The 20,982-nt window shown below is 57.9% G+C and carries 18 protein-coding genes; 16 read left to right on the forward strand and 2 right to left on the reverse strand.

Annotation, left to right across the window (positions count from 1 at the left end; all coding sequences use genetic code 11):
• Window positions 1–228 precede the first annotated feature (228 nt).
• The 4 genes from EOI86_RS00320 to EOI86_RS00335 all read left to right on the forward strand — a co-directional run bounded on the left by EOI86_RS00320 (window position 229) and on the right by EOI86_RS00335 (window position 3,492).
• Entirely contained in the window at window positions 229–723 is a 495-nt protein-coding gene (locus EOI86_RS00320; protein WP_127763122.1) for a hypothetical protein, read from the forward strand.
• Window positions 720–1,586: a tetratricopeptide repeat protein gene (locus EOI86_RS00325; protein WP_161973632.1), complete on the forward strand. Its 867-nt coding sequence runs from the start codon at window positions 720–722 to the stop codon at window positions 1,584–1,586. Before EOI86_RS00320 ends, EOI86_RS00325 begins: the two co-directional genes overlap by 4 nt.
• Before the next feature lie 32 nt (window positions 1,587–1,618).
• The gene (locus tag EOI86_RS00330; RefSeq protein ID WP_127763126.1) at window positions 1,619–2,869 is read left to right on the forward strand and encodes an ATP-binding protein; all 1,251 of its coding nucleotides are present in this window, start codon (window positions 1,619–1,621) and stop codon (window positions 2,867–2,869) included.
• A 137-nt stretch (window positions 2,870–3,006) separates the two neighbouring features.
• Window positions 3,007–3,492 (forward strand): methyltransferase family protein, encoded by a 486-nt coding sequence (locus EOI86_RS00335; RefSeq protein WP_127763128.1) that lies wholly within the window; start codon window positions 3,007–3,009, stop codon window positions 3,490–3,492.
• 5 nt (window positions 3,493–3,497) lie between these two features.
• On the opposite strand, the gene EOI86_RS00340 is transcribed toward EOI86_RS00335, so the two are convergent.
• Window positions 3,498–5,558 (reverse strand): NADH:flavin oxidoreductase, encoded by a 2,061-nt coding sequence (locus tag EOI86_RS00340; RefSeq protein WP_127763130.1) that lies wholly within the window; start codon window positions 5,556–5,558, stop codon window positions 3,498–3,500.
• A gap of 214 nt (window positions 5,559–5,772) precedes the next feature.
• Between EOI86_RS00340 and EOI86_RS00345 the strand changes: the two genes are divergently transcribed.
• From EOI86_RS00345 to EOI86_RS00400, 12 genes are all read left to right on the forward strand, one after another.
• Window positions 5,773–6,675, forward strand: a complete 903-nt coding sequence (locus EOI86_RS00345; RefSeq protein WP_127763132.1) for a TauD/TfdA dioxygenase family protein — start codon at window positions 5,773–5,775, stop codon at window positions 6,673–6,675.
• A 131-nt stretch (window positions 6,676–6,806) separates the two neighbouring features.
• Window positions 6,807–9,803, forward strand: a complete 2,997-nt coding sequence (locus EOI86_RS00350) for a molybdopterin oxidoreductase family protein (protein WP_127763134.1) — start codon at window positions 6,807–6,809, stop codon at window positions 9,801–9,803.
• Window positions 9,800–10,552, forward strand: coding sequence for a 4Fe-4S dicluster domain-containing protein (locus EOI86_RS00355; RefSeq protein ID WP_127763136.1), 753 nt, complete (start codon window positions 9,800–9,802; stop codon window positions 10,550–10,552). The genes EOI86_RS00350 and EOI86_RS00355 overlap by 4 nt, the downstream gene beginning before the upstream one ends.
• Before the next feature lie 37 nt (window positions 10,553–10,589).
• Entirely contained in the window at window positions 10,590–11,561 is a 972-nt protein-coding gene (locus tag EOI86_RS00360) for a dimethyl sulfoxide reductase anchor subunit family protein (RefSeq protein ID WP_240035536.1), read from the forward strand.
• A 245-nt stretch (window positions 11,562–11,806) separates the two neighbouring features.
• Window positions 11,807–12,376 (forward strand): TRAP transporter small permease subunit, encoded by a 570-nt coding sequence (locus EOI86_RS00365; protein WP_127763138.1) that lies wholly within the window; start codon window positions 11,807–11,809, stop codon window positions 12,374–12,376.
• Window positions 12,376–13,698: a TRAP transporter large permease gene (locus EOI86_RS00370; protein ID WP_127763140.1), complete on the forward strand. Its 1,323-nt coding sequence runs from the start codon at window positions 12,376–12,378 to the stop codon at window positions 13,696–13,698. The genes EOI86_RS00365 and EOI86_RS00370 overlap by 1 nt, the downstream gene beginning before the upstream one ends.
• A gap of 74 nt (window positions 13,699–13,772) precedes the next feature.
• Entirely contained in the window at window positions 13,773–14,807 is a 1,035-nt protein-coding gene (locus EOI86_RS00375; protein WP_127763142.1) for a TRAP transporter substrate-binding protein, read from the forward strand.
• A gap of 81 nt (window positions 14,808–14,888) precedes the next feature.
• Complete coding sequence (locus EOI86_RS00380; protein ID WP_127763144.1) at window positions 14,889–16,256, forward strand: glutamine synthetase family protein; 1,368 nt, start codon at window positions 14,889–14,891, stop codon at window positions 16,254–16,256.
• Between the two features lie 2 nt (window positions 16,257–16,258).
• Complete coding sequence (locus EOI86_RS00385) at window positions 16,259–17,410, forward strand: iron-containing alcohol dehydrogenase (RefSeq protein ID WP_127763146.1); 1,152 nt, start codon at window positions 16,259–16,261, stop codon at window positions 17,408–17,410.
• Window positions 17,411–17,465: 55 nt separating this feature from the next.
• Window positions 17,466–18,179 (forward strand): sulfite exporter TauE/SafE family protein, encoded by a 714-nt coding sequence (locus EOI86_RS00390; RefSeq protein WP_240035537.1) that lies wholly within the window; start codon window positions 17,466–17,468, stop codon window positions 18,177–18,179.
• A gap of 203 nt (window positions 18,180–18,382) precedes the next feature.
• The gene (locus EOI86_RS00395; protein WP_161973633.1) at window positions 18,383–19,435 is read left to right on the forward strand and encodes an ATP-grasp domain-containing protein; all 1,053 of its coding nucleotides are present in this window, start codon (window positions 18,383–18,385) and stop codon (window positions 19,433–19,435) included.
• A gap of 159 nt (window positions 19,436–19,594) precedes the next feature.
• Window positions 19,595–20,053 carry a hypothetical protein gene (locus EOI86_RS00400; protein ID WP_127763149.1) on the forward strand — a complete coding sequence of 153 codons (459 nt, stop codon included), beginning with the start codon at window positions 19,595–19,597 and terminating at the stop codon, window positions 20,051–20,053.
• Here EOI86_RS00400 and EOI86_RS00405 read toward each other — a convergent pair.
• Window positions 20,040–20,945, reverse strand: coding sequence for an MBL fold metallo-hydrolase (locus tag EOI86_RS00405; protein WP_127763151.1), 906 nt, complete (start codon window positions 20,943–20,945; stop codon window positions 20,040–20,042). The genes EOI86_RS00400 and EOI86_RS00405 overlap by 14 nt on opposite strands.
• Between the last annotated feature and the right edge of the window lie 37 nt (window positions 20,946–20,982).

Here is a 20,982-nt window from a genome sequence, read left to right on the forward strand (position 1 = left end):
TCGGGCCGCCTTTTTCTTTGCGGCCTCCGCCGATGTCTTTGAGAGGAGCGTGTTTCCTCTCTGTCACCGATGCGAGTTCCCCGGATTTCTGTCGGGTTCACCCCGGAAGATAATTGAACCCTAATGAAGCTACATAAAAGTTTATAAAACTCATTCTTTGCAACTTTGAAAAATTCCTTTACCCAAGGATAGGATGCGATCAACCCGTCTGGATGTGCGACAGCAACTATGGCCGATGACAATTCTCTTCTCCAACCGTCGCTTCGCGCAGGCCAACCCAAAGACGCTCCCTATTCGATAACAGCCGGCATTTGGATTTCCTTCTTTGGCGGCATTTGGGGAGCACTCGCCTATACGGGCTTGAACAGTATGCGGCTCCGTCGGCTGTCGCGTGACCTGCCTTATCTGGCGATCGCTGCTGGCATGTATATCGCGCTCCTTTTGGCCCTTGCCATGACGGAGCCGGGCCGGATCGCCCAAGCGGAACTGGCCGATCTGTTTGGAGAGCAACGGGGCCTTCGGTTTCTACTGCAGTTTGTCGGCGTGTTGTTCGTTGGCTTCGGCTATCTCCTGCACAAGTCCGACCATCGCGCCGCAGGCCTGACGGGGCGCGACCGGCCCAGTGCATGGCGTGTTGGCTTGATCATCGTTGTTATCAGCACGGTAATCCACCTAGTCACTTTGATACCACTTTTTGCCCCATTGTCGGGAGCTGCCGAATGAGTGCCGACACCGCGATCAAAACGATTGCCGCCCTACTGGAACGTGACCGGATCGCCCAGGCAAAGGAACGCCTTGCGGAAGCGCTTCGGGAGTACCCGGATGACGTAACTCTGCAGTTGCAGGCGGCCTGGGCGGAATATTATGACGATAACGAACCTGCGGCGTGGGCGGCGCTGCAGCCTGTTTTGGCGGCTGAACCCGACAATCCTTCGGCTCGCAATCTGCTCTTTCAGCTGTACCTAGAGGAAGGCGATTTTGCCGAGGCGGAGACGGTCATAATCGACCTGTTGAATGACTACCCGGAAGAATCGGTCTTCTACGGCTTCTATGCGATTCTGATGCTCAAGACGATGAACATCGCGAAGGCACAGGCCCTGGCGGTGGAAGGCCTAAAGTACGATCCGGATGACAGGGGTTGCCTCTATTCGCTGTCGCTGACCGGCCTGATAGAAGGCAAATCAGACGTATCGAACACGGCATTGGAAGAGTTGGTGGCGAGCGATCCGGATGCGATTCAAACCTTGATTCTGATTTTCCAGAATTTGAATGATCGCGGTGAAAATCGGGCGGCATACCGTGTCGTGCAACAACTCGTCCGACTTCAACCGGATAACGAAGAGATTATCGAGATGGCGGCCAGTTTGAAAGCGAGCGCACATTGGACGATGTTGCCGCTTTGGCCGTTACAGAAATTCGGTTGGGTCGCGTCAATCACGCTTTGGGTGGCGGCGTTTGTCGGCCTCCGGGCCTTGTCGCAGGTGGACCGGCCTCTTGCCGGAATTCTCTCGATTTGTGTGCTGATTTATGTCGCCTATAGCTGGATTTGGCCGACTTTGCTGCGCCGAATAATCTTGCGGTCCTGACGTTTTGGACCGGACAACGCGCGGATCACGCTATGACAGATAACACGGATCGTCAGGGACTCGAACAACGGTTATTGGCCAATCCTTTCGATGCGGTCGCCAGGGATGACTATGCGGCTTTGCTGCTCAAGACTGATTGTGCCGCCGAAGCGCTCGCGCAGTACGAACTGCTTTGCCAGCAGCAGGCCGATCAGGCATCGCATTTGATAGGCGCCGCCTGCGCGCTTCTGGCCCTTGGTCGTCGGGAGGAGGCGCTGACTTCCTACCGGAAGTCCCGCGATCTTGACGGTTTCGAACCGGTTGAAAAGCTTGAAGCACTCGCCCCCAACGCCGTTCCGTCGACGGGTGTGACCCAGTTGCGCGTCGTTTCCGGCGACCGCACCGACGGTGTCGTTCAATTTTCAAGCGCGCGCGGAAATACGCAGAAAGTAAAGTTCGAGGACATTGTCGGTGCGGATGACATCAAGCGGACGATCCGGCTGCAAATCATTGAGCCGTTCGTGAATCCGGGCCTCTTCCAACGGTTTCGCAAACAGGCTGGCGGGGGCATCCTGCTCTACGGACCGCCGGGCTGCGGCAAGACAATGCTGGCGAAGGCCGTCGCTTCGGAATGCAATGCGGAGTTCATCTCGGTCGGGATCAGCGACGTTCTGAACATGTGGATAGGTGAGAGTGAACGCAACCTCGCCGCTATTTTCGAACGCGCGCGAGCGAATGTTCCAAGTGTATTGTTTTTCGATGAGATCGATGCGCTCGCCTATTCCCGCTCGAAGGCGAGCAGCGAACATACGCGGACCGTCGTTAATGAACTGTTGGCGCAACTGGATGGCATGGGATCGGATAATAGAAGCGTCCTGATGTTGGCTGCGACCAACATGCCTTGGGATGTGGACCCGGCCATGCGCAGGCCCGGCCGGTTTGCACGCCAAGTCTTTGTCCCGCCGCCGGATGCTGAAGGCCGCAAAGCCATGATCGTGGAAAAGCTGGCTGACGTACCGTGCGAACCGTTCGACGTCGCGGCAATTGCGCGTCGTTGCGAACATTTCTCGGGGGCGGACATCGACGGGCTGATTGAATTGGCGAAGGAACGCGCCCTGGCTTCGGCTATCATCGACAGGAACGAACGCCCCCTGTCGCAGGACGATTTCGAATCGGCGCTTTCGGAAATCGTGCCATCGACGATCGATTGGCTGCGGACGGCGCGCAATCTTGTGAAGTTCGGCGGGGCGGATAGGTCGTATAAGGAGGTTGAAACCTATCTGAAACGCGTCAAGTTCAATTAGTCCTTCGAAAGCGCGTTGCCATCTGAACTATCGGCTCGACGGTAAGTGTACACGGGTTCGGTCGTTTTCGATGGATCGAGCAAGCTCTTGACCGCTCTGCTGGGGCGAGGTTCTTTGCGGACGTGAAACGGCATGCGATGAATGGCGATCAAGAAGATTTCGACAGGCCGGACCATGCCGGCGTGCGGGTGCCGCCACCGTTGATCTTTCTGGTCTTTCTGGGGGGCGGGATCTGGCTGGATTCCGCCTGGATTGCGGGCGCTTTCGCGCCTTTGCCTTGGATGATCGCGGGCGGTTGCCTGCTGGCGGCGGGGCTTGCGCTGATCGTCCTCGCTGGGGTCGGGCATTTTGCGGCCGGGACCCATGTGGAGCCCTGGAAGCCGACCTCCGCCATCGTCAGTTCCGGGCTCTACGCCCACAGCCGCAACCCGATGTATCTGGGCATGGCCTTGGGGCAAGTGGGCGTCGCCGCCGCGGCGGGCAGCCTGATCGGTGCGCTGTCGGTGGTGTTCAGCGTGGCCGTCGTCCAATGGTACGTCATCGGGCGGGAGGAACGGTATCTAGAAGCCAAGTTCGGGCAACCTTATCTGGACTACAAACGCCGCGTCAGGCGGTGGATCTGACCCGCCTAAAGACGGCTGCAGAGGCGCAGGGCATCGAAAACCGCGGCGGCAACATTTCGACTGGCAGCGGCATCACCGATCCGAAACAGACTTATCCCGTCCTGATCCAGACTCGGCTGCGGTTTGCCGGCCACGAGAGCATCCAGGTCCAAAAAACCGTCATTTGCCGATGCGCTCCGCAGCTCTTGGTAGACATCGTCTACCGGTAAAGTGCCGTTTTCGACGATCACCGTATCGCATTCGATCTTCATGTCTTCACCGGTCAATTCGTGGGTGAAGACGGCGGCCAGGCTGTTTCCGTCGCGTGTTACGGCACGAAGCCCATATTCGGCATGGGTTGGTATGTGTTCCTGGGCAATGCGTTTTTTCCAGGAAGCCTGTTCCGAATAATCCAATTCCTTGCCTGGAACATCGTCCAGCAATACCAGGTCGGCCTTCTTGCCCTGGCGTGTCAGGAACTCAGCGACGGTTGGAGCAGTATGCCGACCCGTTCCATCGTAGACGACAGCGGTGTCGCCGGCCGAGGCCGAGCCTGTCAGGATATCCCAAGGGCTGGTGCAAAGCTCCGCGCCCTCCAATCCGTCAAGGTCCGGTATGCCGCCTGTCGCGATGATCACGACGTTTGGGCTTTCCGCCAAAATGTCTTGGGCCTCCGCATAGTGGCTCAGGCGAAGATCCACGCCCAAAGTTTCCAGTTCCGACGCGCGCCAATCGATGAGCCCGGCGACGTCTTTGCGCCAACTGGCCGCGGGCGCCATGCGCATCTGACCACCAAGCCTGTCGGCGGCTTCGAAAAGGACGACGTCATGGCCGCGCTCCGCACTAACCCGCGCGGCTTCAAGCCCGGCCGGGCCGCCGCCGACAATGACGATTTTTCTGACGGGACCGGCGGTTTCCTCTATGACCTGCGGCCAGAATCTTTCCCGCCCGGAAGCGGCGTTGTGCAAACAGGTTGGGCGGTTCGCCCCCATACAATGGGTCGCGCCGACGCAAGGGCGGATGCGTTCTTCTTCCCCCCGGGCGAGTTTGTTGACGATTTGCGGATCCGCGATATGGGCGCGGGTCATCGCGACCATGTCGAGCAACCCCTCGCGGATCGCATGGCGGGCGGTCGATAGATCCGTGATCCGGGCGGCGTGAAAGACCGGCAGGCCGACCTCCCGCTTAAAGGTCCCTGCTTTTTCAAGCCAGGGTGCGATCGGCATCGACATGCCGGGCATGCATTGCTCGGCCATCTCCATCATCTTGTCGATGCGGCCGTAATTCGCATTGAAGAAATCGAGCAGGCCTGAGTGTTCCAGGATATGGGCGGCCTTCAGGCATTCTTCGAAATCCATTCCAGCTTGGGGGCCGCCCTGCATTGCCTCGTCGATGCCGTACCGCATGCCGACGATGAAATCGTCACCCACGCGGTTCCGGATTTCCTCATGCACCATCAGGGCGAAACGGCAGCGGTTTTCGACCGATCCGCCAAAGTCATCCGTGCGCTTATTCGTGGCGGGTGACATGAATTGGCCGATCAAATGGCCCTGCATCATCGTCTCCAACCCGTCCAGGCCGCCTTCGCGGCATCGATAGGCCGCGTCACCGAAGGCTTTTACGACCCGGTCGATGTCGTTCCTGTCCATTTCCCGCGGAATCGCCCGGTGAAGCGCTTCCCGGATCGGCGACGGTGCGATAGTCGGCAACCAGTTCTGGGTGTTCGTTTCACCGCGCCGGCCCAGATGGGTGATTTGAACCATGATTGCCGCGCCTTGGCGATGGACGCGGTCGGCGAAGGATTGAAGGAAGGGAATGACTTTATCTGTGCCCACATTCAATTGGCCGGACGCCCAAGTCGAATCCGGCCCGATGTAAGAAGACCCGCCAAACATGGTCAGCGCCAGTCCGCCTTTCGCCTTTTCCTCGTGATACCTTTGATAGGCCTCCCCTGGCATGCCGTCCGCATCGCCGAGGCCACAGGCATGGCTGGTCGACATGACCCTGTTTCGCAGGGCCAAGTGCTTCAGTTGGAAAGGCTGCAGCAGTGGGTCGGTGGACTGTGTGGCGGGTGAATTTTGCGGCATGGGAAGTCCAGGGTGAAGGTTTCATGGCGGTTCGATCTACAACCGTATCAAATCCACTTCTCCGGGGAAGGCGAAAATCCTGGATAGACGCTATTCAGCTTTGAAGCGGTGCCTGTCATGCTTGCCCTAACGCCATGCCTCGGTCGATAATGATTCGAGAAAACCAACAAGATTAGCCGGTTTGAATGGACTGCCCTGCGGGAGGGAAACGGAAATGACAGCCACATTGGATGAACGTGCCGCCGCATGCGGCCTTAGCCTCACACCGATAGCGCCCAAAGTCGGGTGCCGGATCGATGGGATCGACTTGGCCGCACCGACCGAGGAGCAGGTCGCTGTTCTGTTGGACGCTTTCGGACAGTTCGGCGGTCTCTTGATGCGCGGCCAGACGCTGGAGGTCGAAGATCTTGTTGGTTTTTCGCGCCGGTTGGGCACCTTGGACCATGCACCGCTGACACAAGTCGGTCGAACGGCAATCGAAGGGTTTCCTGAGATCTATTTGATCACCAACCTGGTGGACAAGGAAGGAAAGCCGATGGGCGCGCTGGGGAATGGGGAGGCGGTATGGCATACCGACATGTCCTATCTGCCCTCGCCGCCCGATGCGTCGCTGCTATATGCCAGGGAGGTTCCGCCCACGGGAGGCAATACTTTCCTCTGCTCCATGATGGCAGCCTATGACTCTTTGCCCGACGACCTGAAGTCCTTGGCGCATTCGCTGCAGATCAAACATGATGCGACGTACAATTCGGGCGGCTATGTGCGCCAGGGGATGGAGGAGCATTCCGACCCGCGCAAGACGACGGGTACTTTCCATCCCGCTGTTATACGCCACCCGGAAACGGGCAGGCCGGCACTTTATCTGGGGCGCCGTCGGCAATCCTATATCGAAGGATATGAACTGGCCGAATCAGAAGCCTTGCTCGATAAGCTATGGGAATATGCGACCCTGCCGGAAAACACTTATGAACATGTCTGGCAGGTGAACGACGTGCTGCTTTGGGATAATCGCATTACCATGCACCGGCGGGACAGTTTCGACCCGACGCATACGCGGCTGATGTGGCGCACGCAGATTCAAGGCTCGGGTGCACCGAAGGCATTCGCGCAGGCTTAACTGGCGGCAGGGCTGGACAATCACCAGCGCCCGCATCAGGTTGGTCGCCTGTTTCCGCCTCCTGGTCAGGGGCGCATTTTTTTAAAACCGGCATCCAGAGTCGGTGAACAGTTTCAGGGTGGAGTTGGGTCATGAATCCGTTCGAATGGAAGCGCGAGCAGGTAATGCTGTCGCCCAAGGAAGCGGATGAGATCAAGACGACCACCTGTTACATGTGCGCATGCCGTTGCGGCATTCGGGTTTACCTCAAGGACGGCGGTGTCCGTTATATTGAAGGTAATCCAGACCATCCCGTGAACAAAGGCGTGCTCTGCGCCAAAGGGTCCGCTGGCATCATGAATCATAATTCGCCGGCGCGGCTGACCAAGCCGCTGTTGCGGGTTGGAGAACGCGGTGCCGGCGAGTTCAAGGAAATCGAATGGGATGAGGCGCTCTCGCTCGCCCAGGATTGGCTGGGTGAGGTTCGCCGCACAGATCCCAAGAAACTCGCATTTTTCACCGGGCGCGATCAAAGCCAGTCATTGACCGGTTGGTGGGCTGCCCAGTTCGGTACGCCTAATTTTGCCGCCCATGGCGGTTTCTGCTCCGTCAATATGGCGGCGGCCGGGCTCTACACGCTCGGCGGTGCGTTCTGGGAATTCGGTGAACCCGATTGGGACCATACCAAGTATTTCATGATGTGGGGTGTCGCGGAAGATCACGACTCCAATCCAATCAAGATGGGCCTTGGCAAGCTGAAGACGCGCGGAGACGCCAAATTCGTCGCCGTCAATCCGGTGCGAAGCGGATATGGCGCCATCGCAGACGAATGGATCGGCATCCGGCCGGGTACGGACGGTTTGTTCGCCCTGTCACTGGTTCATGAATTGCTGCGGTCGGAAAATGTCGATCTGGACTTCCTGTCCCGTTATACCAATGCGCCGTGGCTGGTCATCGAAAATCCGGGCGGCGCGGATGATGGGCTGATCGCCCGGGACGCGGATGGCAATCCGTTGTGCTGGGACGGTGAAAAGAACCAAGCCGTCAACGCCCTCTCAGCGGAGGCAAAGCCTGTCCTGGCGGGCCGCCGTACCTTGGAGGATGGGCGCATCTGCGTGCCGTCCTTCGATTTGTTGGCGCGCCGTTATCTGGACCCCCAATATGCCCCGGACGCCGTGGCGGAACGAACCGGCGTGTCGGCGGAAACGATCAAACGGATTGCGGCGGAACTTGCCCACACCGCTTTTTCGGAAGAGGTGGTGATTGAACAGCCATGGACCGACTGGGCCGGGCGCAAACATGAGCGGATGATCGGCCGGCCGATTTCTATGCATGGTATGCGCGGTATTTCCGCCCATTCGAATGGCTTCCATACCTGCCGCTCGATCCATCTTCTGCAAGTGTTGCTTGGGTCGATCGATTGTCCCGGTGGCTGGCGTTACAAGGCGCCGTTTCCCCGGCCGATCCCGCCGGGCCCGAAGCCGGCAGGCAAGGAATGGAGTCCCAATACGCCCCTGGGTGGTATGCCGCTCGGCAACCCGACAGGCCCGGAAGATCTTTTGGTCGACGAAGACGGAACGCCTAAACGTATCGACAAGGCCTATAGCTGGGAACACCCACTGTCGGCCCATGGCCTGATGCATATGGTGATCCACAATGCGTGGAAAAAAGACCCGTATGGCGTCGATGTGCTGTTCATGTATATGGCGAATATGGCTTGGAATTCGTCGATGAACGTGCCCGGCACGCTGCATTACCTGACCGACAAAGATAAAAACACCGGCGAATACAAGATTCCGAAAATCATTTATTCGGACGCTTACTATTCGGAAATGGTCCCCTATGCCGACTTGATCCTGCCGGACACGACCTATCTTGAACGCTGGGATTGTATCTCCCTGCTGGACCGGCCGATTTCTTCGGCGCATGGACCGGGTGATGCAATCCGTCAGCCGGTTGTGAAACCTGACCGCGACGTTCGGCCGTTCCAGGATGTCCTGATCGATCTGGGCGCGCGGCTTGGGCTGCCGGGGTTTGTCGATCTGGAAGGCGACGCAAAATATCCGGGCGGCTATTCCGACTACATCGTCAATCACGAACGCCTTCCGGGCATTGGACCGTTGGCAGGTTGGCGGGGTGAAGACGGGGAAGCCCATGGCCGCGGAGCGGTCAACAAGGACCAGCTTGATCGTTACATCGAGAACGGCTGTTTCTGGAGTGAGGAAATACCGCTCGAACACCAATATTTCAAACATGCCAATTTGGGTTACCTGGACTATGCGGCCGGTATGGGATGGATCCCGAAAGCGGAACAGATCGTTCTGCAACTCTATTCCGAACCTTTGCAGAAATTCCGTCTTGCCGCGCAGGGACATGGTGCCTTGCAGCCGCCGGAAGAGCATCGCGAACGGGTCGAAACCTATTTCGATCCGCTTCCCATCTGGTACATGCCCTTCGAGGAAGCGGTCATCGATACGGATTCCTATCCGATGCATGCGCTGACCCAACGACCGATGCAGATGTACCATTCCTGGGGGTCCCAGAATGCCTGGTTGCGGCAGATCACGGCGCGAAACCGGCTTTTCATCAATGAAGAGACCGCGGCGGCGATGGGGGTCGAGGATGAGGATTGGGTCTGGGTCATCAGCCATGCGGGCAGGGTAAAGGGCCAGGTCAAGCTGATGAGCGGCGTGAATGCCGACACGGTCTGGACCTGGAATGCGATCGGCAAGCGAAAGGGCGCTTGGCGTCTTAGCGTGGATGCGCCGGAATCGACACGGGGTTTCCTTCTGAATCATATCATCTCGGAACTGCTTCCGGCCCAAGGCGACGGACTGCGCTATTCCAATTCGGACCCCGTAACGGGGCAGGCGGCTTGGTTCGATTTGCGCGTTCGGGTGGAAAAATGCCTGCCTGAAGAGGCGGGGCTGACGGAACCCACATTCGACGCCCAGCCGCCGCCACCTGGAAGTTCCGCGCCTGTGGACGAGTTGACCTATGGGACGCAGTTCAAGAAAGAAGGGCGTGACGCCGGGTTGCCCATGACGGAATGGATCGGCAACCGCCGGGAAGCGTCGAAGAATATTTCTGGCATTGCCGACGGACATGGTAACAAAACGGGCCATGGGCCGAAGGGCGGTCACAAATGACCAGTCTTCCGACGACCACAGAAAAGAAGCTCGGCCTCGTCATCGATCTGGATATCTGCGTCGGGTGCCATGCTTGCGCGGTCAACTGCAAGGAATGGAATACATCGGGCCACAGTGCGCCCCTGACCGACAAAGACCCCTATGGCGGTGATCCCGCCGGGGTCTGGTTCAACCGGATTCATACATTCGAGGTCAGGGAAGAGAATAGCAACGGACGGACGGTGCATTTTCCGAAGTCCTGCCTGCATTGCGAGGCGGCGCCCTGCGTCACCGTCTGCCCGACAGGGGCCAGCTATAAGCGGGAAGAAGACGGCATCGTCCTGGTCAATGCGGATACCTGCATCGGCTGCAAGCTGTGTTCCTGGGCCTGCCCGTATGGGGCACGGGAATATGACGATTCCGCCGGTGTCATGAAGAAATGCACCTTGTGCATCGACAAAATCTATAACGAGACCCTGCGGCCGGAAAGCCGCGTGCCGGCCTGTGTGTCGACCTGTCCCGCAGGCGCGCGTCATTTCGGCGATTTGGGCGATCCGGACAGCGAAGTGTCGAAACTGTCCGCGGCGCGCGGCGGCTATGCCTTGATGCCTGAGCAGGATTGCAAACCCGTGAACCGTTATCTGCCGCCTCGGCCTCGAAAAAAGGAAGCGGCGGATATTGGGGCTTCCGCGGAAGTCCGTGCGAAAGACGGCAACTTGGAAGGGGCCGGTCTTTTGGCCCGCCTCGTAGACCGCGTCTTGAGCCGATAGGGCGTTGGGGTGAGCCGGATGTATCGTAAGAATTTGAATGTCAGCCATAGGGAACGCCATGCATCCCGCTAAGTCCGTGATATTTTTTACAACCGCTTCCGGCGCAGGCTATGGCTTGTTGATTTGGTTCGCTCTCTTTGGCCTGTTGAACAGGATGCCGCTGGATCGCGACTTCGCGCTGGTGGTCTTGGGCGTGGCTTTCACACTGGTGACCGCGGGGCTTCTTTCGTCGACCGCCCATCTGGGGCATCCGGAACGCGCGTGGCGGGCGTTAAGTCAGTGGAAAACATCCTGGCTGTCCCGCGAAGGTGTGGCGGCGATCCTGGCTTACCTACCCATGTTTGCCTACGGCTACATATGGTTCATGGGCATTCAGGACCGAAACCTGGTTGCCGTCGTAGCGGGGGCATCCATCGTTCTGTCCTTGGTCACCGTTTACTGCACGGCGATGATCTATGCGTCCTTGAAGACCATCCGGGCGTGGCACAATGGCTATACCGTAGGCGGCTATCTTATTTTCTCCCTGATGACCGGCGCTGTGCTGCTGACCTTTTTCGCGCATCTTCGCCAGTACGACATGCGCGATGAGGTTTCTGCCGCAGCCCTCCTGACTTTGGGGGTTGGGCTGTTCCTCAAGCAGTTCTATTGGCGGTTCCTCCAGACGGCCTCTTCGCCAAGCGATATCGGGACGGCGACCGGTCTGGGCGGTCCGGGGAAGACGACCTTGCTGGAAGGGCCGCATACCGAATCGAACTACCTGATGGACGAAATGGGCTTCCGGATCGCGCGAAAACATGCCGACAAACTTCGCGTTTATGCATCGATGCTGGGATTCGTCCTGCCGATTGTGCTGATCGTCATGGCAGTATTTCTGGGTGGTTGGGTCGAAATACTCTGCACTTTGTTCGCCGTCGCCTTTTGTGCCGTTGGCATACTGCTGGAACGGTGGTTGTTCTTCGCGGAAGCGCGGCACGTCGTTACGCTGTACTATGGTGCTGCGCGGGCGTGAGCTTCCGGCGCTGGAGCGACGGCCGTTAACCTCCTCACATTCGGGCACAAAAGGCCTTGACGGAAGCGTTTGCTGTGAAATGCTAGCGCCTTCTAAACGCAAGGGGTGCCGGAGTGCAGTCGGAGAGCGGCGAGGAAGGCGCGCGAAGGAAACGGGACGCGCCTTGTTTCATTTCTGTTGCCATATGCGGAAGGGCTGAAGGCCTCTCTACTCCGCAAGACTCTACCTCTCTCTGGTAATTGCCCATGCCCAGCTGGACCAAATCCTATATCCGATTTGTCGATGGTCTGAACCGCCGGATTGGCCGGTTCGCCATGTACGGTATCTTCGCGCTGGTCGGCGTCTTGTTGTGGTCGTCGATCTCAAAAACGTTCTTCGACCCGTCGCTATGGACGCTGGAAATCGCCCAATTCCTGATGGTCGCCTATTACATCATTGGCGGTCCCTATTCGATCCAACTGGGATCGAATGTCCGGATGGATCTTTTCTACGGCAATTGGTCCGACCGTAAGAAGGCATGTTATGACGCGGTCACAGTCTTGATGCTGATATTTTTTCTCGGCGTGCTTCTCTATGGCGGTCTCAGCTCAATGGCTTATTCATTCGGGTATTTTGGCAAGGAACCGATTGGGTTTCTTTTCGGCCTGGTCATCGGGACGGAAGAACTCGGCCATCTTGAGCGCAGCCCGACGGCGTGGCGCCCGTATCTGTGGCCGATCAAATTGGTCATGTGTATCGGGTTCTTCATGATGCTGTTGCAAGTGTCTTCGGAGTTGATCAAGGACATTGCCAAGATCCGTGGGGAAGAGATCTGATGTCCTATGAGTTGATCGCAATCCTCATGTTCTCCTCGATGATGTTGATGCTGATGACCGGTCAGCGCGTTTTCGGCGCGATCGGCGGCGTCGCCGTGATTGCCGCCTTGGCGCTCTGGGGGACGGGCGGGTCGGATATACCCTTCTCCTCGGCCATGAAGTTGATGAAATGGTATCCGCTTCTGACGCTGCCGATGTTTATCTTCATGGGCTATGTCCTGTCGGAATCCAAGATCGCCGACGATCTCTACAAGATGTTTCATGTTTGGATGGGACCGGTTCCGGGCGGATTGGCAATCGGGACCATCGGCTTGATGGTGTTGATCTCAGCCATGAACGGGTTGTCGGTTGCCGGCATGGCGATCGGTGCGACCATTGCTCTGCCGGAACTGCTCAAGCGCGGGTATGACAAGAAGATGGTGACGGGGGTAATCCAGGCGGGGTCGTCGCTGGGAATCCTTGTCCCGCCATCCGTCGTGTTGGTCCTCTATGCGATGATTGCGCGCCAGCCTGTCGGCCAATTGTGGTTGGCCGGGGTTGTTCCGGGCTTGATGATGGCGGCGATGTTCGTTGCCTATATCGCGGTGCGCTGCCGCTTCAATCCAAAGCTGGGGCCGGTTTTGCCGGTCGAAGAACGGACGGTTCCGTTGGCTGAAAAGCTTCGCCTGTTACAGGCGGGAATCCTGCCGATCGTGATTTTCGCTTCCATGATGGTTCCGTTCATTAACGGATGGACAAGTCTTGTCGAAAGTTCGGCCATTGGTGCGATGGCTGCGTTTCTGGCTGCTGTCCTGAAACGGCGTATGACCCGGGACGTGTTCGAGGTCTCTGTACGGCAAACCTTGGCAATCTCATGCATGTTCATGTGGATCATTCTTGCGGCTTTGGGTTTCGGTGCCGTGTTCGATGGGCTGGGTGCGGTGCGGGCGATTGAGAATTTGTTCACCGAACAGCTCGGTCTTGATCCTTGGATGATCCTGATTCTGATGCAGCTTTCGTTCTTGGTGATGGGGACCTTCCTGGACGATACGGCGATGCTGGTGATCGTGGCTCCGCTTTATGTTCCGCTGGTAGGGGCACTGGGCTTCGATTTGATATGGTATGGTGTGCTCTACACGATCACGACGCAGATCGCCTATATGACGCCGCCCTTCGGGTATAATTTGTTCTTGATGCGTGCGATGGCTCCACCTGAGATCACTTTGCGCGACATCTATGGGTCAATTCTTCCCTTTGTGTGTGTAATGGTGCTGGCGCTGGGTTTGATTATGGCTTTTCCCAATATCGCCTTGTGGCTGCCACATTACGTGTACGGTCTTTAACAGAGCTCCGATAAGGAGCCTAATAGCGGTATAAAACCGCGTGGTTTTAACAACCTAAGAACAAGGAGTAAGCAATGACTACGAGACGTAAATTCCTCGCCGGTGCCGGTGTTGCCGGCGCGGCGGCTCTGGCCGCTCCGGCCGTTCACGCCCAATCCAAGATCAAATGGCGCTTGCAGACCTATGCGGGCCCGGCGCTGGCCGAGCATGTGATCAAGCCGGCCATTGACAGTTTCAACAAGATCGCCGGCGATCAGATGGAGATCGAACTGTTTTTCGCCGATCAGCTGGTGCCAACCGGTGAGTTGTTCCGCGCCATGCAGAGCGGCACGATCGATGCGGTTCAGTCCGATGACGATTCCATGGCCTCGCCAACGGAAGTCACGGTCTTCGGCGGGTATTTCCCGTTCGCCAGCCGTTATTCGCTGGATGTGCCGGTACTGTTCAACCAGTACGGCCTGAATGAAATATGGGATGCCGAATACTCAAAGGTCGGGGTCAAACACATCTCTGCCGGTTCATGGGATCCGTGCCATTTCGCTACCAAAGATCCGATCCGCAGCCTTGAGGATATGAAGGGCAAACGTGTCTTCACCTTCCCGACCGCGGGCCGCTTCCTGGCGCAGTTCGGCGTCGTGCCGGTTACGCTGCCGTGGGAAGACATCGAAGTCGCGGTGCAGACCGGTGAACTCGACGGTATCGCCTGGTCCGGTATTACGGAAGACTACACCGTCGGCTGGGCCGATGTGACCAACTACTTCCTCACCAACAACATTTCCGGCGCCTGGGCGGGGTCGTTCTTCGCCAATATGGACCGTTGGAACGAACTGCCTGATAACCTGAAGGAACTGGTGAGGGTCACTTTCGACAGCTCGCATTATTACCGGCAGTGGTGGTACTGGGGCGGCGAAGCTTCGCTTCGCGTCAACGGCACGAAGATGGAACTGACCTCTATTCCGGACAAGGAATGGGATACCGTCGAACAGGCTGCCGTGAAGTTCTGGGACGAAATCGCTGCGGAATCGGAAACCAAGGCGAAAGTCGTGGAAATCTTTAAGAAGTACAACTCGGACATGGTTAAGGCTGGACGTCCCTATCGCTACGGCTGATAAGAGGCGTTCAAACGGTTCTGTGGGGCGCTGTTCCGGCGCCCCACATTTCCTTCAAGACATCAAACAGTGGAAGCAGTCATGCCAGGCAATCTAAGCTTTGAAGAACTCAAAACCGCCGTTGAGAAGGGCGAAATCGATACCGTCCTGATGGCTCTTGTCGATATGCAGGGCCGCCTGATGGGGAAACGCTGCCAGGCGGAGTTCTTTGTCGAAAGCGCTTATGAGGAAACGCATAGCTGCAACTACCTCCTCGCCACCGATCTAGAGATGGAAACGGTCCAGGGTTACAAGGCGACCAGTTGGTCTGCCGGGTATGGCGACTATACGATGAAGCCGGATATGACGACCTTGCGGCGCTTACCGTGGCTGGAAGGAACAGCCATGGTCCTGTGCGACGTGTTGGACCATAAAACCCATGAAGAAGTGCCTCACTCGCCCCGCGCTATCCTGAAAAAGCAAGTCGCACGGCTGGAGGCGATGGGCCTGAAACCCTTCATGGCGTCCGAGCTCGAATTCTTCATGTTCCGGGAGTCCTTCGAGGAGGCCGGTGACAGCGGTTATCGCGGTTTGAAGACTTATAGTGCCTATAACGAGGACTACCACATCTTCCAGACCACCAAGGAAGAGGGCGTCATGCGGGCGATCCGCACGGGCCTTCAAGGGGCAGGCATTCCGGTCGAAAACACCAAGGGCGAGGCCGATGCCGGCCAAGGCGAAGTCAATGTCCGCTACAGCGAAGCGGTCGACATGGCCGACAACCACGTCACCATCAAGAACGCCTGCAAGGAAATCGCTTGGCAGAAGGGGCACGCATTGACCTTCCTGGCAAAGTGGAACGCCGATATGGCGGGCAGCTCCTGCCATGTGCATCAGTCCCTATGGACCCTGGATGGCAAACCTGCCTTCCTGGACAAGGATGGGACCTATGGCATGTCGGCGTTGATGAAACACTACATGGCCGGCCTGCTTGCCCATGCGGGAGAGTTCACCTATTTCCTGGCGCCCTATGTGAACAGTTACAAACGGTTCAAGGAAGGCACCTTCGCACCCACCAAAGCGATCTGGTCGTTGGATAACCGTACGGCGGGCTATCGGCTCGTCGGTGAGGGAACCAAGGGGATCCGTGTCGAATGCCGTGTCGGCGGGTCCGACTTGAATCCGTATCTTGCCTACGCGGCAATGCTGGCGGCCGGAATCGACGGGATAGAGAACAAGTTGGAGCTGGAGCCGGAATTCGCAGGCGATGCCTATAAGGCCGCGCGCGCCCGCAGTATCCCCGGGACGCTGCGGGAAGCGACGGTAGCGTTGAAGAAGTCGAAAATGCTGCGTGCCGCGCTGGGCGATGATGTGGTCGACCACTATGTCCACGCAGGGACGTGGGAACAGAAAGCGTTTGATGATGCGGTCACCGATTGGGAAGTGGCTCGCGGTTTTGAAAGGGCGTAAAGATGCAGGCGAATTGGTCCTATCCCACAACGATTTGGTTTGGCGCTGGGCGCATTGAAGGCTTGCCGGAGGCTTGTCGTAGCGCAGGCATGGAACGTCCGCTTTTGGTGACCGATGCCGGGCTCGCCGACCTGCCGATCACGACGCAAACCCTAGACATTCTGGATAAGGCAGGAATGGGCCGCGGAATGTTCTCCGGTGTCGATTCCAACCCGACGGACAAGAACCTCGCTGCCGGAATCGAAGTCTTCAAGGCGGGTGGCCATGATGGTGTTATCGCCTTTGGCGGCGGCTCGGCGCTTGATGTGGGCAAACTAATCGCCTTCCAGGCGGATCAAGTGCGTCCGGTTTGGGATTTTGAAGATATCGGCGACTGGTGGACCCGCGCGAACGCGGAAGTGATCTGGCCGATCATCGCGGTGCCGACGACTTCGGGCACCGGATCGGAAGTGGGCCGTGCCGGGGTCGTGACGAATACGGAAGCGGAAGTGAAGAAGGTCATCTTCCATCCCAAAATGCTGCCCGCTATCGTCATCAGCGATCCTGAGCTGACGGTTGGCCTGCCGCCGCATATCACGGCCGGCACCGGGATGGACGCTTTCGTCCATAACCTGGAAGCGTATTGCGCGCCGACCTACCATCCGATGTCGGAAGGGATTGCGGTCGAAGGCATGCGGTTGGTGAAGGAATATCTTCCGCGCGCCTATGCCAAAGGCGACGATATTGAAGCCCGTGGACATATGATGTCTGCCGCCGCCATGGGTGCGGTTGCATTTCAGAAGGGGCTGGGCGGTGTTCATTCGCTCTCCCACCCGGCCGGTGTGCTCTATCACACCCATCACGGGCTGACGAATGCTGTCTACCTGCCCTATGTGTTGGCCTTTAATCGCCCGGCCATCGAGGGAAAGATCGAGCGTCTCTCTGCTTGGCTAGGCATAGACGGCGGGTTCGACGGTTTCATGAAATATGTCCTGGACCTTCGGTCCGACCTTGGGATCGCGCATACGTCCAAGGAAATAGGTATCGACGATACCCAGACCGAGAGAATGGCGGCAATGGCGGTCGTGGATCCTACGGCAGGTGGCAACCCGATCCCCCTTACCGAAGAAATCTGCTGCGACCTTTATCGGCGGGCCTTGGCCGGAAACGTTTAGCGCAAATGGGCGTTATGTCCCTTTCCGTGGGTTTTGTTTTGTTTTTGGAGGCGTCGTGGAAGGGTTTCTCGCTCTTGGATTTCTGATCGGCATGCAGCATGCCCTGGAAGCCGACCATATAGCCGCGGTCAGCACCATGGCTGTTGACGGTGGTGCGTCGAAACGGGGGCTGGCCCTTCGTGGCGCTGTATGGGGCGTGGGACATACGTTGACGCTGTTCGCGATTTGCGCGGCGGTCATTCTTCTTGGATTGACCATGACGGATCGGACCGCAGCCGTGCTGGAATTCGCCGTTGGGTGTATGTTGGTGCTTCTGGGTGCCGACGTTTTCCGGAAGATGCGGAAAAAGAAAATTCACTTCCATGTGCACGACCATGGCGATGGCAAGGTTCACCTCCATGCCCACAGCCATCAGGGCGCTCCAACTCAGCATTTCAAGGACCAGCATCACCACCGGCATCCGACAGGTTTTCCGATGAGGGCTTTGCTGGTTGGTCTGGTGCATGGTGCAGCCGGCTCGGCGGGGTTGCTTGCGCTGGCGATCGCGGCGACGAAAGACGCTTGGACGGCGGTCGCTTATGTACTGGTTTTCGGGATTGGTTCGATCTTCGGCATGGCCGCGCTGACGGCCATCGCTGCCTGGCCGCTGCGGGCCGCTGAAAAGCACGCTGTACGGATGCATGGTCTGTTGAGTGCGATTGCAGGCCTGCTTGCCGTGGCGATCGGTGTCGACGTCATGGTCGAGACCTGGGCGACCGCTTTCACGTAGATTCTGCGTTGATCTGGATTCTGTTTTTATTGACCGGAACTCGCCATTTTGGCGTCCCGAGGTGCTTCTTGCCTTGGGCGGTATTCTGTTAAACTGGAGCGATTCTTGCGTGTGATATTCCAGCCGGTATTCCCAAGGAAGGCCGGTTGGCGCATACTGGACCGTCGGTAGAAGCCGCGCGGCCAACCAGAAGGAGGGCCTGTTTGAACGTTTTGATTCTAAGCGCCAGCAGCAAATCCTTGCTGGTAAAGGCATTTCAGGACGCGGTTCGCCCCTTTGGTGGGGCCGTAACGGCTGCCGATGTGGCGGCCGACAGTGCGGCATTGCAAGTTGCCGACAAGGCCGTTCTCACGCCGCGCAGCAACGATTCCCGGTTTTCGGATGCCCTGGAAGCAATCTGCTCCGCCCATGATATTTCCCTTGTTGTTCCAACACGCGATGGCGAATTGCAGCGCTTGGCCGAAATAGCCGGGCGACTTCGCGCAAAGGGGATTGCCGTCCTGGTGCCCTCGGGCGAAGCGATAGCCATTTGCAGCAATTCGTGGCGTTTCAGCGCCTTCTGCAGGGAAAATGGATTTCCGACACCGAAGAATTTTCCGACCGCGGAGGCTGTGGATCGTTTTCCTGTGTTTTGCCGTGCGGCGAACCGCACGGTCCCACACCATGCCATGCGGATATCCAACAAAGAGGAACTGTCCGCCTACGAAGTCCTGCACGGCCGCGTCGACGGCGGGCTGATCATTCAGGAATTCGTCGATTGGCCGGAATACAGCATCGACGTGCTGATGGATTTGCAGGGTAATCCATTACAAGCGGTCGCCCGGCGTCGTATTTCGACGCGGGCAGGGGAGTCTTGGAAGACGAGGGTAGAAAAGCTCCCCGAGTTGACGGAGTCCGCGCTGGCCCTCTCGGAACTGCTCGGTCTGGTCGGGCATAACAATCTTCAGGCATTTTACGATCCGGTCGCAGGTGCGCAGTTCATCGAAGTGAATGCGCGATTTGGCGGGGCCTCGAATCTCAGTATTCGCTCCGGCCTCGCATCACCTGAGCGGCTGGTACAAATGGTTGCCGGGAACGAAGCGGCAGCCGCCGCACCGCGCCCGTTGAACTACGGCGGAATGTTGTTGCGGCATGCGGAAGACATCATCGTGGACCACGACCCTGCGAGAGATTGCGTTTCATGGCAGGATCTGCCTTCGGAACTTGAGCTTGGGGGGCGGTCATTGGGTGCAAAGCGGGCGGGTGTAGAACGATAGCCTCCGGGGCATAAAGGCTTCATCAAGACCGTTCCGAGGCTTAGGAAGCTCGCGATTTCTTGATTTAGAGGGATGTGTGGGTGGTTCTCAAAGTTGGCGCGAAGCCCCATATGTACCGCAAGAACGAGTTTCAGCGCATCGCAACAAGAGAGACGGGCCATGATGAAAAAACTTGGTGTTCTTGCGTTTCTTGCACTTCTTTCCGCATGCGCCGGGCATGGCGACCAGAATACCGCAAGAGGCCAAAAGGCGGATGAAGTGCCGCTTACCGTTTCCTGGGGCCAGGACGGATATGGCGACGGTTTCATCGTCAAACCTGTGCCCGGCGCCGTCGGGCAGTTCCGTATTCGTGTTTATTACCGGGATCCGTTATCAACCAGTTCCACTGGCGTGGTGAACCGCTGCTTCGGACATTGGGATACACAATCCATGGATGGTGATACCGGCAAATCCGAACTGGACGGTTACTGGCGAATCAACTGCGCCAGCGGCTTAAGGGCGGAGGGTGCCTTCTTAGCGGATGATGCGGGAAACGGCGTGGGAGAAGGTCTGGATGCGCAAGGTCATCCGGTTCGCGTCTATTTTGGGCAGAACGCTTCCCAACCTACGCAGGATTGATCTCAAAACGGCTGGTGACCGCCGGCGGTGTTTCGTCTGTGGCGACCAGACCTTCCGTAACGAGTTTCAATAAATGCGCCAGAACCGACCTCGCGGCGGCGGGGTAGAGTTCGGTCGGAATGCCCGCATACATGCGGGGCACCATCCGGTCGATAGTTGTCAGTCCATCGGTCAAGCAGGCCAAGACCTGCCGCTCTCGGTCCAGCCGGTGTTCGTACAAATGATCGATGAAACTGTGAGCCCCGTGAATAGCGGGGCCATGGGTTGGCCAATAGGTCTCTTCCGGCCGGTCCCTCAGTTTTTCCAGAGACGCCATATAGTCCGCCATGTTCCCGTCAGGGGGTGAAACCACGGTCGTCGACCAGCCCATGACATGATCGCCGCTAAGCAGGGCGTTTAGTTCCTGGAATGCGTAACACATGTGGTTTGACGTATGACCAGGCGTGTGGACGGCGTGAAGCGTCCAATTTTTTCCGCCGATTGCCTCGCCGTCTTCTAAGCGGTGGTCGGGATCGAACGAATGGTCCGCACCTTCCTCGACCGTATCTCTGTCGACCATTCCGCCGCCGTGTGGGCCGAACCCAAATGTCGGCGCACCTGTTAACTCCTGCAACTCGGCCGCCGCGGGTGAATGATCTAAATGCGTATGAGTAACTAAGATCGAGGAAACGGTCTCGCCCTTCAGGGCAGCCAACAACGTTTGGATCGTACTGCGCGATTTCGGTCCTGGATCCACTACGGCGACCTCTCCGGTGCCGACAACATAGATGCCCGTGCCGTGAAACGTGAAGCGGCTGGGATTCTCGACGACCAGACGGCGCAGTCCCGGAGCGACCTCAGCCAGATGCCCGTATGTGAAGGACATGTCCTGGACGAATGGGATGTTTGCCATCGCAGAGAAAGCCCCGACTGCTGTTTGGAGGTGGGAA

The organism is Hwanghaeella grinnelliae (assembly GCF_004005845.1).
GTDB lineage: Bacteria > Pseudomonadota > Alphaproteobacteria > UBA8366 > Aestuariispiraceae > Hwanghaeella > Hwanghaeella grinnelliae.

Bases quoted from the DNA above. Each gene is read 5' to 3' on its own strand.
- EOI86_RS00365 (WP_127763138.1), top strand. From the start codon at position 11,807: ATGCCCAGCTGGACCAAATCCTATATCCGATTTGTCGATGGTCTGAAC.
- EOI86_RS00345 (WP_127763132.1), top strand. From the start codon at position 5,773: ATGACAGCCACATTGGATGAACGTGCCGCCGCATGCGGCCTTAGCCTC.
- EOI86_RS00330 (WP_127763126.1), top strand. From the start codon at position 1,619: ATGACAGATAACACGGATCGTCAGGGACTCGAACAACGGTTATTGGCC.
- EOI86_RS00325 (WP_161973632.1), top strand. From the start codon at position 720: ATGAGTGCCGACACCGCGATCAAAACGATTGCCGCCCTACTGGAACGT.
- EOI86_RS00380 (WP_127763144.1), top strand. From the start codon at position 14,889: ATGCCAGGCAATCTAAGCTTTGAAGAACTCAAAACCGCCGTTGAGAAG.
- EOI86_RS00405 (WP_127763151.1), bottom strand. From the start codon at position 20,945: ATGGCAAACATCCCATTCGTCCAGGACATGTCCTTCACATACGGGCAT.
- EOI86_RS00320 (WP_127763122.1), top strand. From the start codon at position 229: ATGGCCGATGACAATTCTCTTCTCCAACCGTCGCTTCGCGCAGGCCAA.
- EOI86_RS00340 (WP_127763130.1), bottom strand. From the start codon at position 5,558: ATGCCGCAAAATTCACCCGCCACACAGTCCACCGACCCACTGCTGCAG.
- EOI86_RS00350 (WP_127763134.1), top strand. From the start codon at position 6,807: ATGAATCCGTTCGAATGGAAGCGCGAGCAGGTAATGCTGTCGCCCAAG.
- EOI86_RS00400 (WP_127763149.1), top strand. From the start codon at position 19,595: ATGATGAAAAAACTTGGTGTTCTTGCGTTTCTTGCACTTCTTTCCGCA.
- EOI86_RS00370 (WP_127763140.1), top strand. From the start codon at position 12,376: ATGTCCTATGAGTTGATCGCAATCCTCATGTTCTCCTCGATGATGTTG.
- EOI86_RS00360 (WP_240035536.1), top strand. From the start codon at position 10,590: ATGTCAGCCATAGGGAACGCCATGCATCCCGCTAAGTCCGTGATATTT.
- EOI86_RS00355 (WP_127763136.1), top strand. From the start codon at position 9,800: ATGACCAGTCTTCCGACGACCACAGAAAAGAAGCTCGGCCTCGTCATC.
- EOI86_RS00335 (WP_127763128.1), top strand. From the start codon at position 3,007: ATGAATGGCGATCAAGAAGATTTCGACAGGCCGGACCATGCCGGCGTG.
- EOI86_RS00385 (WP_127763146.1), top strand. From the start codon at position 16,259: ATGCAGGCGAATTGGTCCTATCCCACAACGATTTGGTTTGGCGCTGGG.
- EOI86_RS00375 (WP_127763142.1), top strand. From the start codon at position 13,773: ATGACTACGAGACGTAAATTCCTCGCCGGTGCCGGTGTTGCCGGCGCG.